The 9991-nt window shown below is 43.5% G+C and carries 15 protein-coding genes; 3 read left to right on the forward strand and 12 right to left on the reverse strand.

Going from position 1 to position 9991, the window contains the following annotated elements; translation table 11 throughout:
• The 6 genes from ABYB02_RS10945 to dusA all read right to left on the reverse strand — a co-directional run.
• On the reverse strand, window positions 1-746 hold a 746-nt coding region (locus ABYB02_RS10945; RefSeq protein WP_372762493.1), incomplete at its 3' end, for a TIGR04219 family outer membrane beta-barrel protein.
• A 3-nt stretch (window positions 747-749) separates the two neighbouring features.
• A complete protein-coding gene (locus ABYB02_RS10950; RefSeq protein ID WP_372762494.1) occupies window positions 750-1736 on the reverse strand; it encodes a DUF2333 family protein in 987 nt (328 codons plus the stop codon).
• Window positions 1737-1744: 8 nt separating this feature from the next.
• Window positions 1745-2254 (reverse strand): copper chaperone PCu(A)C, encoded by a 510-nt coding sequence (locus ABYB02_RS10955; protein WP_372762504.1) that lies wholly within the window; start codon window positions 2252-2254, stop codon window positions 1745-1747.
• 78 nt (window positions 2255-2332) lie between these two features.
• Window positions 2333-2659, reverse strand: a complete 327-nt coding sequence (locus ABYB02_RS10960) for a hypothetical protein (protein ID WP_372762495.1) — start codon at window positions 2657-2659, stop codon at window positions 2333-2335.
• Between the two features lie 11 nt (window positions 2660-2670).
• Entirely contained in the window at window positions 2671-2877 is a 207-nt protein-coding gene (locus tag ABYB02_RS10965; RefSeq protein WP_372762505.1) for a PspC domain-containing protein, read from the reverse strand.
• Window positions 2878-3204: 327 nt separating this feature from the next.
• The gene (dusA, locus tag ABYB02_RS10970; protein ID WP_372762506.1) at window positions 3205-4137 is read right to left on the reverse strand and encodes a tRNA dihydrouridine(20/20a) synthase DusA; all 933 of its coding nucleotides are present in this window, start codon (window positions 4135-4137) and stop codon (window positions 3205-3207) included.
• A 539-nt stretch (window positions 4138-4676) separates the two neighbouring features.
• On the opposite strand from dusA, the gene ABYB02_RS10975 reads away from it, so the two are divergent.
• From ABYB02_RS10975 to ABYB02_RS10985, 3 genes are all read left to right on the forward strand, one after another.
• The gene (locus ABYB02_RS10975; RefSeq protein WP_372762496.1) at window positions 4677-5111 is read left to right on the forward strand and encodes a transcriptional repressor; all 435 of its coding nucleotides are present in this window, start codon (window positions 4677-4679) and stop codon (window positions 5109-5111) included.
• 71 nt (window positions 5112-5182) lie between these two features.
• Complete coding sequence (locus ABYB02_RS10980; protein ID WP_372762497.1) at window positions 5183-5650, forward strand: chemotaxis protein CheX; 468 nt, start codon at window positions 5183-5185, stop codon at window positions 5648-5650.
• Window positions 5647-6084 carry a secondary thiamine-phosphate synthase enzyme YjbQ gene (locus ABYB02_RS10985; protein WP_372762498.1) on the forward strand — a complete coding sequence of 146 codons (438 nt, stop codon included), beginning with the start codon at window positions 5647-5649 and terminating at the stop codon, window positions 6082-6084. The genes ABYB02_RS10980 and ABYB02_RS10985 overlap by 4 nt, the downstream gene beginning before the upstream one ends.
• 125 nt (window positions 6085-6209) lie before the next feature.
• On the opposite strand, the gene murA is transcribed toward ABYB02_RS10985, so the two are convergent.
• From murA to mlaE, 6 genes are all read right to left on the reverse strand, one after another.
• The gene (gene murA, locus ABYB02_RS10990) at window positions 6210-7469 is read right to left on the reverse strand and encodes a UDP-N-acetylglucosamine 1-carboxyvinyltransferase (protein WP_372762499.1); all 1260 of its coding nucleotides are present in this window, start codon (window positions 7467-7469) and stop codon (window positions 6210-6212) included.
• 13 nt (window positions 7470-7482) lie between these two features.
• The gene (locus ABYB02_RS10995) at window positions 7483-7740 is read right to left on the reverse strand and encodes a BolA family protein (protein ID WP_007378312.1); all 258 of its coding nucleotides are present in this window, start codon (window positions 7738-7740) and stop codon (window positions 7483-7485) included.
• Between the two features lie 5 nt (window positions 7741-7745).
• The gene (locus ABYB02_RS11000) at window positions 7746-8039 is read right to left on the reverse strand and encodes a lipid asymmetry maintenance protein MlaB (RefSeq protein ID WP_372762500.1); all 294 of its coding nucleotides are present in this window, start codon (window positions 8037-8039) and stop codon (window positions 7746-7748) included.
• Window positions 8032-8712: a phospholipid-binding protein MlaC gene (locus ABYB02_RS11005; RefSeq protein WP_372762501.1), complete on the reverse strand. Its 681-nt coding sequence runs from the start codon at window positions 8710-8712 to the stop codon at window positions 8032-8034. Before ABYB02_RS11005 ends, ABYB02_RS11000 begins: the two co-directional genes overlap by 8 nt.
• Window positions 8713-8717: 5 nt before the next feature.
• The gene (mlaD, locus tag ABYB02_RS11010; protein WP_372762502.1) at window positions 8718-9266 is read right to left on the reverse strand and encodes an outer membrane lipid asymmetry maintenance protein MlaD; all 549 of its coding nucleotides are present in this window, start codon (window positions 9264-9266) and stop codon (window positions 8718-8720) included.
• Window positions 9267-9279: 13 nt separating this feature from the next.
• Window positions 9280-9991, reverse strand: a 712-nt coding sequence (mlaE, locus tag ABYB02_RS11015) for a lipid asymmetry maintenance ABC transporter permease subunit MlaE (RefSeq protein ID WP_372762503.1), incomplete at its 5' end; no start/stop codon positions are given.

Consider the following 9991-nt stretch of genomic DNA (forward strand, 5'->3'; position numbering starts at 1 on the left):
AACGGGCCCGATGCATCAATATCAGTAGTAATATCATCAACGTCATCTAGCTCGATGACCATAGAGCGGTAACCCGCTTTAACCGCCACATCTATTGCTAGGTTATCAATAAACTCCCACGCAATACCCATTTGGTAATCGTGTAATTTACTGTCATCTATGGCTAAGAAGCTGCCTTCAAAAAACACACTTAAGCCGGTAAATGGTAAACCAGCTTCGGCACGACCATAAGCCAGTGGCACAAAACCAGAAAACTCAACCGTTTCGGTGTGATTTACATCACCTTGTAAGGTGGTACCTGTCACGGTAACTGCGCCGTCAAATTGCTTAGCGTTAACACCTAAATCGATAGAAATTAAATCGTTGTCAAAAATCTCGTAATATAAGGTGTAATCAATATGGTTAAAATCACTGACTGAATTTATATTCGTTTGCGTAACATAGTCTTTGCCGTTAAAGCTAAAGTTTTGATCAAGGCGCGTCGAGCCCGTTAACTCAAGCTCGGTGTACCTTAGTTTAATGTTAGGCACTAACGGCACGGGGTGCTCAAGTGCAGCGTAATAGCTCACGAAGGTTTCATCTTCAAAATTAAAATTTTGCGCGGCATTATCTTGATAAGAGAAGCTACCCTCATTATCAGATTTCCAACCATCAACCCCCACATACAAACCTAATAAGGTGTCGGCGTGCGCTGCGGGTGCTAAACATGCCAAAGAAAGGGCGGCGGCTAAACAATATTTTTTCATTTTCTATCCTTGCGCTAATAGTTCACTAAGTTCAATTAGAGCCGCATTGGCTCGAGAGATATAATTTGCCATCACTAATGAATGGTTGGCTACATAACCAAATCCATTACCATTTAGAATCATTGGGCTCCACACGGTTTCTTGAGTTGCCTCAAGTTCGCGAATAATTTGTTGCAAGCTCACTCGTGCGTTCTTTTTTTCTAGCACATCGGCAAAGTCGTACTCTACCGCTTGTAAAAAGTGTAGTAACGCCCATGTTGCCCCGCGTGACTCATAAAACACATCGTCAATATCCCACCATGAGGTTCTAACTTGTTGTTGCAGAGGGGCATAGGTTGCTTGCGTATTTGACGAATTGCCGGCTAAATCGGTGTTTACTTTGTCTTGCCCAACACTGGCACTTAAACGTTGGCTTAAGCTACCTAAGCGTTTTTCAGCTTCTTTTAACCAACTACGTAAATTATCGGCACGCGAGTAAAACTGACTTTCACGCTCATTTTGGTTGGCTATTTGGCTGCGGTAAATTTGCAGGTAATCAATCGCTTTTTGGTATTCGGCCTCGGCGCTCGGCCACGCCCATGCTTCTGAGCTAATATTAAATTGTGGCTGTGCTTTTTTCAGTGCTTCATGCTCGGTTGACTGCGATTGAGAGCGGCTAAAGTCTTTACGCATTGATAACGCTAAGTCGCGCACCATTTCTAATGCACCATATTCCCACGCCGGCATATCATCCATTAAAATACTGGGTGGTAAAACGTCGTTCGACAAATAGCCACCGGGTTTATCTAGCAGTGTTTGCGCCACTGTCATCAGTGTTGAGGTCGTCGTATAGCCAATCACAAACTGCTCATTACGTTGTTGCGCTTGCTGCTTTGCACTATCGACAACATCAAAGCGCGCAGGCTCCGTGCTCCAATATACTGCAATAGCGTAAAACACAATCAGCACTATCACTAATGCTGCGGCTATTTTTCCTTTATATTGTGACATTTATCCTCCTAATGATGATTATGTGACTTTGACGCGTTTGACTGCTCGGCTTGAGAAGCAAGCGACACAACCTCTGCATTGGTAAACACACGGTTGCCATCACTAAAATATAGCGTGAGTTTACGATGTTGACCTACTTTTAACGGCTCTATTGGCTCAAAAACCATTAAATGATAACCACCTGGCTTAAAATCAACATGTTGATGTGCGGCTATAGGTAATGATGCAACTTGTTGCATTTTCATCATGCCATCCACATGGGTGTGCTGATGAATTTCGACTCGCGCTAACCCATCAATACTGGCTTTTGTTAATACGGTATCGGTATCACTATGATTAACAAGGGTTAAATAGGCGACACTGGACTTGGCAGTAGGTAGGAATTCTCTCACTTGCGCATTATGAACTTCAAGTGCTGCAACATTACTGTCGTGTTCATGCCCTGAATGAGCGAGTAAAGAAGACGAAAAAACGCTCATAATAAAAGCACTAGCCAGCGAAAAACACACTTTAGTCATCATTTTAATCCTTGTTAAAACATAAAGCTAAGTAACAAATTTAACATAGTTCAGTTGTAATAGTCAGTTAAATTAAGGTTAAGATGCTACTTTTTTGTTATCGGCCACTAACCAGCAAAGTGCGGCTATTAGCAGTAATGGCCAAGCGATCAGTAACGAGCCAAACAAACAGGCGAATAGAGCGCCTGCCACAATCACCCCAGCAAAACCAACCACTCCCAATGCCATCAGCACCGCGGCGACAACAACAAAAACAATCATCGCCAAGGCGCTAATTAACTCCAAACCAACCCAGCTTATATCAGCAATCCACAGTGGTAACTGCCACGCATCATGCGCTATCAATGACGCTAAATCGGTAAAAAACAACAGGTAAATAATGACAACCAGGGCTAACACTTTCATCTGTCTGCTCCTTAATCCGTTTTTTCGGTTAAGCAGCAATGTGCTATAAAATAACCAATCGCTACCATCAGCGGGAAACTAACTAGTAGCAGCAATACGACTAAGCGAGTTGACCAGATAGGAAAATCGAGCCGTTGCGCCAAACCACTGCACACGCCTGAAATTTTTTTATTGTGGCTATCTTTATACCAGCCACGTTGGCCATTAAAGTTATTCATCATTATCTCCTTAAATTAGCTGGATAACCGCAGTTTAATTTTGCTTTAGCGTCGGCTATTTGTTGTTGCAGCGTGAGCAAGCAATGTTGCATTGAGTTATGCGTTGCAATTGTTATTGGTTGTCATAAAAGCTTTCCAAGAGTTATGCCATGCCGTGCCAACCAATATAAACTGTTATTTATCAGTGAGTTAAAGTGTAAGTATAAAAATTAACTGAGGCTAAGCTGAAACGCATTAAGTGTAATTAACCAATAAGTTATAGTTTTGACTAAATTTTAGGCCTAAAAAAGCCACCCTAAGGTGGCTACGTGTGCATTGCAAGTAAAGCTATTCAGGCACAAAGCTGAGTGCTTTATCCATCACCGATAAGTCAGCTTGTTTACCGTGACCATGTTCTGAAAGGTGACGCCTGAAACCGCGTGCACCAGGCTGGCCTTGAAATATTCCCAGCATATGGCGGGCTACATGCCAAAAATTAGCCCCTTGGCGCATTTCATCTTCAATATAATCATACATCGCGCGCACCACATCATGGCGAGACTGGCTATTGGCTGCAGCACCATATATTTTTTCATCTACCTCATTGAGCATAAACGGATTACTATAGGCTTCTCGGCCTATCATTACGCCATCAACATGTGCTAAATGTGCCAAACTTTGCTCAATGGTTTTAACCCCACCATTGAGGCTTAAATCCAGTTGTGGGTAATCTTTTTTTAATTGATAAACACGCGGGTAATCCAGCGGCGGGACTTCACGATTTTCTTTTGGGCTTAAACCATTAAGCCATGCCTTACGCGCATGAATAATAAAATCATCACAACCAACTTTATGACTTGCTTCAATTAAGGCACACAAAAATTCATAGGAATCTTGCTCGTCAATACCAATACGCGTTTTTACCGTTACTGGAATGCTGACTTCGGCTTTCATTGCCGCCACACACTCAGCCACTAATTGCGGCTCGGCCATTAAACACGCACCAAAGCGGCCATTTTGTACTCGATCAGATGGGCAGCCCACATTGAGGTTAATTTCATCATAACCACGCTCGCCCGCCAACTTAGCGCATTGTGCTAATGCCTGCGGGTCGGAACCACCTAACTGCAGCGCCACCGGCCCTTCATGCTGGTTAAAATGCAAATAATCGCCACGACCAAATAAAATAGCACCGGTGGTGATCATTTCGGTATAAAGCACTGTGTGCTTGGTCATTTTACGATGAAAAGTACGACAATGACGATCCGTCCAATCCAACATCGGGGCTACAGAAAAACGTCTATTTAACGGTCGAGTATCCAAAGTAAATTCCTCAGGGTAGGTTTATAGTAAGCACGGCTTGAAAGGCGCTGCATTTTACACAAAAGCAAGCAATGCTTCAATATTAAGCAAACAGTTGCAAGCTGAAGTGAGTGTGTGCTGCAATATGCTGAAAATAGTGTGTTACCTCTGCAGCTAACAAAGTTAACAGCAGTTAGTGATAATATTCACCGTGTTAGCGGCAAAGGTGATGTGAATAACAGTGCAATCCACGTATACTCACTATGGCGAGCCAGTAACACGGTAACCTGCAAGTATGGATAGCCATAGTAGTGCTATTACATCGCGCACATAATGCGCCTGAGCGTGACCATTAGCTCTGCGGCACTGGCTGTAATTGTGGGCTCGCACACGATAATAACTTACTGTTTGTCGAGACCTCGACATTAGTGAACAGCTAAAATAAAGCGTTTAATAAAAACGCTGTAACTACAATACAATATGATAGTATATCACGGCAGCGTAAGGATAAGAGAACGATGAATATAGAATTACTCGTAAGTAAAGCAAAACAAGTATGTGACAATCGCAGTGCACGTTTTACGCCGATCCGCGAGAAGGTGTTTCGCTTACTTGCGAGTTCACAGGGCGGTGTTGGGGCATATGATCTGCTAGAGCAATTAAAAGTCACTGAGTCGGGCGCTAAACCCGCCACTATTTATCGTGCCTTAGACTTTTTAGCGGAGCTGGGGTTTATTCATAAAATTGAAAGCACCAATGCATTTATGTTGTGCCATCACTTTGATCATATTCACCCTGTGCAACTACTAATTTGCGACACCTGTGGTTTTGTTAAAGAATTGCATTCGAGCGTTATTTCTCATGAACTAAATAACTTAGCAGCCGAAAGCGGCTTTGTTGTTTCTGCGCAAACAATAGAAGCCCATGGCAAGTGCGAGTCTTGTAGAGCATAGCCCGCCAATTTACCCAAATAGCTACATAACCTATGTAGCTATTTAAAAGTACCAACTAAAGAGTAAGCAGTATGAATGTAGAGTTCATTAACCCTTTTTTATCATCACTAATCAATGTATTAAGCACGATGGCTGACACTCAGCTAAAACCTGGAAAGCCACGGATCAAAACCGATGAAGTAGCCTGTGGTGATGTTTCTGGGCTGATCGGTATGGTAGGTCCGCAAACGCGTGGTTCTTTTTCTATCACCTTTGATGAAGTATTAGCATTAACAATTATGGAACGTATGCTAGGTGAGCGCCCTGATACCATTAATGAAGAAGTCACCGATATGGTTGGCGAAATTACCAATATGGTTACCGGTGGTGCAAAAAATTTATTAGCGGAAAAAGGCTACGACTTCGATATGGCAACTCCTATGGTGGTGTCTGGAAGTGGTCACACCATTACCCATAAAAGCCAAGGTAAAAAAATAATCATGCCATTTAGCTGTGATGCCGGTAACGCTAATATAGAAGTTAGCTTCGACAAATTATGAGTTGGCAACAAAAAACACTGATATTGAAACCCCGCTCTCGGGGTTTTCATATTATAGATAGCGAAATAATGGCGCAACTGCAGGAGCTCACTGAGTACAAAATAGGCTTACTGCACTTATTTATACAACACACCTCAGCAAGCTTGACCATTAACGAAAACGCCGATCCTACTGTGCGCATGGACATGGAAAGTCACTTTAATCACTTTGTTCCCGAGCGACAAGCGTATTACCGCCACGATTACGAGGGCGATGACGATATGCCAGCCCATATAAAAACAAGTACCTTAGGGTGTGAGTTAACTATTCCGATAGCAAACGGTCAGCTTGTATTAGGCACATGGCAAGGCATTTATTTAGGCGAGCACCGCGATCACGCAGGCGCAAGACGGATAGTGGCAACCCTTCAAGGGGAATTGCAGCAGAAGGCCTAATAACAACTAGTTTTACACACTATTAGCGTCATTTTCTAGCCCACCCGTCTACCAATATGACATAAAAAAAGCGCGGTATTTACCGCGCTTTTGCTATTTTAACCAACAAGCTACTAGGCTTACCACTAGCTGCTGCGGCGTTTAATATTGGCACCTAATGCGCTAAGTTTATCTTCTATGCGCTGATAACCTCGGTCTACATGATAAATACGGTCAACCACCGTTTCACCTTGCGCCACAATACCGGTTAAAATTAAACTTGCTGAAGCACGTAAATCAGTGGCCATTACCTGCGCGCCACTTAGTGTGTGTGATTCGCCACAAATCGCCGTGTTACCTTCTAAGCGAATATTGGCGCCCATACGCTGTAGCTCTGGAACGTGCATAAAACGGTTTTCAAAAATAGTTTCGGTAATGGTCGCGCTACCATTAGCAACCACATTCAAGGCAGTAAACTGCGCTTGCATGTCGGTAGGAAAACCAGGGTGCGGTGCAGTTTTAATATTAACCGCTTTCAGCTCACGGCCACGCATATCTAAATAAATGCTATTGTCGTGTACTTCAAGGTGCGCATTAGTGGCGCGTAATTTTTCAATCACCGGCTCTAATGAATGGAAATCGGTGTTGTTACACAGCACTTCGCCACCCGCCATTGCAGCTGCTACCAAAAAGGTTCCGGTTTCAATGCGATCAGGTAAAATACGGTGTTCACAGCCCGCTAAGCGCTCGACACCTTCGATTTCAATTCGACTACTGCCAGCACCGCTAATTTTAGCGCCCATGGCAATTAAACAGTTTGCTAAATCCGTAATTTCCGGCTCACGTGCGGCGTTTTCAAGTACCGTTTTACCTTCTGCTAACGTTGCGGCCATTAACAGGTTTTCAGTGGCGCCCACGCTGACCATTTCCATAAACACTTCAGCGCCTTTTAAGCGGCCATTAACCTTGGCATTAATATAGCCATTTTCAACGCTGATATGCGCGCCCATGCGCTCAAGGCCTTGAATATGAATATCAACCGGGCGCGCACCAATTGCACAGCCACCCGGAAGCGATACTTGCGCCTCACCAAAACGTGCCACTAGCGGGCCTAACGCGAGCACCGATGCACGCATTTGTTTAACCAGTTCATACGGTGCCAAGGTTTTATCAACCGCGGCACCATCAATAATTAATCTATCGCCTTGCCACTCTACACCCGCGCCTAATGTTTTTAATAGTGCCTCGGTAGTCACAATGTCACGCAAACGTGGCACATTGCTGAAAGTACTTTTACCGTCAGCTAACAGCGCTGCAAATAAAATAGGTAATGCGGCGTTTTTAGCACCAGAGATAGTAACTTCACCCGCAAGCGAAGTGCCACCTTGAATTACAAATTGATCCATGTAGGGGCCTTAATTATTGCGGTAAAATAAATTTTTGTTCGCGTTTCCACTCGGTCGGAGTAAATGCACGAATAGAGACTGCGTGAATTGTGCCATCAGAAATAGTATTCATTAACGGCCCATAAACTAGCTGTTGCTTTTTAACACGGCTTAAACCGTCAAAGCATTCTCCGACGGCTATTACTTCATAGTGGCTACCATTGGCTTTTACATGTACTTCAGCTAATTGAAGTTCGTCGCGTAGTAATGTTTCGACTTGGCTAGTTTCCATAACTCTCACTCAAATAGGGTTGTCACTTGACCTAATTGCATTAACTTTTGCAATTGCTCAGGCGGATTTTGTAATTCAAGGCGAATACCTTGTTGCTTGTAATGTGCAAAGCAGTGAATTAACCAAGCTAAGCCCGCAGTGTCGACCCGAGCTAACTGGCTAAGGTCAACGTAGTAGGTACTGTGCTTAGTTAATGATTGACTGCCTAATAGCAAGCCGGCATCAATTGAGTTTCGCGTTAATTCGCCACTCACTTGAATATGCTGCTCATCAATGGGCTTGATCACCAACTTAGTCATTGGCACTATTGCCTCTAAATTGCACTGGTAGTTGGCTTTTTTGCTCTAGTAGATCGCTAACATGCGCAATACCTTGCTGGCGTAGCATGCCTTGCAGCTCACTTTGTTTTGCATCCAGTAAGCTAATCCCTTCTGCTATCATATCGTAAGCGCGCCAATTGCCATCTCTATCTTGGCGTACTTTAAAATCAATACGAATATCAGGCTTGCCGTTTTCCACTATGGTGGTTTTGATCACCACCACGTCTTTGCCTTTAAATGGCTGAGGTGGAGCAAACTCAACATGCTGATTAGTGTATTGGGTAAATACACCGGCATAAGTGGCCACTAAATAGTCTCTAAACACCGCAATAAAGCGTTGAATATCTTTAATTGCTTGCGCTTTTTCAGCCTCGTCGGTAAGCGCACGTATTTTCGACACTTCACTGCCAAGCACGCGTAATGCGGCGTACTTATAGTCAATGTAAGGCATTAATTCTTCTTCCACAATAACGCGCAAATACTCGTTATTATCCACAATTATTGGCTGATCTTTAGTGATCCGCGCAAAGGTGTTATCAGATACCTGGCGCACCATTTTATTAGGATCTGTTAGTTTAACGTCTGCGGCATTCACACTGTGCACACATGCCAGCATACTGAATACAGCGACTGCAAAAATTTTCTGCAACATAATAATTACTCACTACTTTGGTTGAATAGGAACTGGCCAATTAACTCTTCCAGTACAATGGCAGATTTAGTATCTGTAATCGAGCTACCATCACCAAGGGCTTTGCTTTCTACGCCAAATAAATCATCTATGGCTTGATCATCTGCATTTTCGGTTACCGTTTCACCTAAACAACGTTGCTTAGCTGCTGTAGGAGCAATAACAGGGTTCAGGCCTAAATATTGCTCACCTAAAATACCTGAAGTTAAAATAGACAACGAGCTGGTATCTGAAAAACGACATAAATACTGCGCATCTATGCTCATATTAACGACCGGTAAAAATTCTTGTGGATGAACGTAAATCGTTTCAACTCGGCCGATGACCACCCCACCCACTTTAATCGGGGCACGGGGCTTTAACGAGCCAATGTTGTCAAATTTAGCATTCAGTGTATACGTTTCACCCGAACCACTAATACCAGAGTTGGCAACTTTAAGCGCTAGCATAGCAAAAGCTAGAATTCCTAACGCGACAAAAAAACCAACTAAAATCTCTAATTTCCGTGAATTCATTATCTGTACCCTATCAGTTGGTAAACATTACCGCTGTCAAAAGAAAATCAAATCCTAATACCGCTAACGATGAGTGTACGACGGTTTCGGTGGTCGCTTTGCTGATCCCTTCTGAGGTCGGCACACAATCGTATCCTTTATAAAGGGCGATCCAGGTCACTACAATTGCAAACACCACACTTTTAATGATGCCGTTTACTATATCTTCGCCAAACGAGACTTGTGATTGCATGATTGACCAAAAACTCCCAGTATCCACTCCCAACCAGTCTACGCCTACTAAGTGAGCACCTATAATTGCAACTGCAGAAAATATTAATGCTAACAAGGGCATACTAATTGCGCCAGCCCAAAATCGCGGCGCTATAATACGCTTGAGTGGATCAATCGCCATCATTTCCAATGATGATAACTGTTCGGTCGCTTTCATTAAGCCTATTTCTGCCGTCAGTGCACTGCCCGCTCGTCCGGCAAATAACAATGCGGTAACTACAGGGCCTAATTCTCGCAGTAAACTCAGTGCCACTAACGGCCCTAAGCTGTCTTCGGCGCCATAACCTACCAATACGGTATAACCTTGCAGAGCCAATACCATGCCAATAAATAACCCTGAAACCATGATGATAAGCAGTGACTGTGAGCCCACCATATATAATTGACGGATCAATAATGGCGTGCCTTTTTTAAAATTAGGCAGGTGAAACAATGCACCAAATAACATATAG

Source organism: Pseudoalteromonas sp. (assembly GCF_041613455.1).
Taxonomy (GTDB): Bacteria; Pseudomonadota; Gammaproteobacteria; order Enterobacterales; family Alteromonadaceae; genus Pseudoalteromonas.

What these genes read in the sequence shown, in the direction of transcription:
- ABYB02_RS11005 (WP_372762501.1), bottom strand. Translation starts at nt 8,712, where the DNA reads ATGTTGCAGAAAATTTTTGCAGTCGCTGTATTCAGTATGCTGGCATGT.
- ABYB02_RS10955 (WP_372762504.1), bottom strand. Translation starts at nt 2,254, where the DNA reads ATGACTAAAGTGTGTTTTTCGCTGGCTAGTGCTTTTATTATGAGCGTT.
- ABYB02_RS11000 (WP_372762500.1), bottom strand. Translation starts at nt 8,039, where the DNA reads ATGACTAAGTTGGTGATCAAGCCCATTGATGAGCAGCATATTCAAGTG.
- ABYB02_RS10995 (WP_007378312.1), bottom strand. Translation starts at nt 7,740, where the DNA reads ATGGAAACTAGCCAAGTCGAAACATTACTACGCGACGAACTTCAATTA.
- ABYB02_RS10965 (WP_372762505.1), bottom strand. Translation starts at nt 2,877, where the DNA reads ATGAATAACTTTAATGGCCAACGTGGCTGGTATAAAGATAGCCACAAT.
- ABYB02_RS10960 (WP_372762495.1), bottom strand. Translation starts at nt 2,659, where the DNA reads ATGAAAGTGTTAGCCCTGGTTGTCATTATTTACCTGTTGTTTTTTACC.
- dusA (WP_372762506.1), bottom strand. Translation starts at nt 4,137, where the DNA reads ATGTTGGATTGGACGGATCGTCATTGTCGTACTTTTCATCGTAAAATG.
- ABYB02_RS10950 (WP_372762494.1), bottom strand. Translation starts at nt 1,736, where the DNA reads ATGTCACAATATAAAGGAAAAATAGCCGCAGCATTAGTGATAGTGCTG.
- ABYB02_RS10975 (WP_372762496.1), top strand. Translation starts at nt 4,677, where the DNA reads ATGAATATAGAATTACTCGTAAGTAAAGCAAAACAAGTATGTGACAAT.
- ABYB02_RS10980 (WP_372762497.1), top strand. Translation starts at nt 5,183, where the DNA reads ATGAATGTAGAGTTCATTAACCCTTTTTTATCATCACTAATCAATGTA.
- murA (WP_372762499.1), bottom strand. Translation starts at nt 7,469, where the DNA reads ATGGATCAATTTGTAATTCAAGGTGGCACTTCGCTTGCGGGTGAAGTT.
- mlaD (WP_372762502.1), bottom strand. Translation starts at nt 9,266, where the DNA reads ATGAATTCACGGAAATTAGAGATTTTAGTTGGTTTTTTTGTCGCGTTA.
- ABYB02_RS10985 (WP_372762498.1), top strand. Translation starts at nt 5,647, where the DNA reads ATGAGTTGGCAACAAAAAACACTGATATTGAAACCCCGCTCTCGGGGT.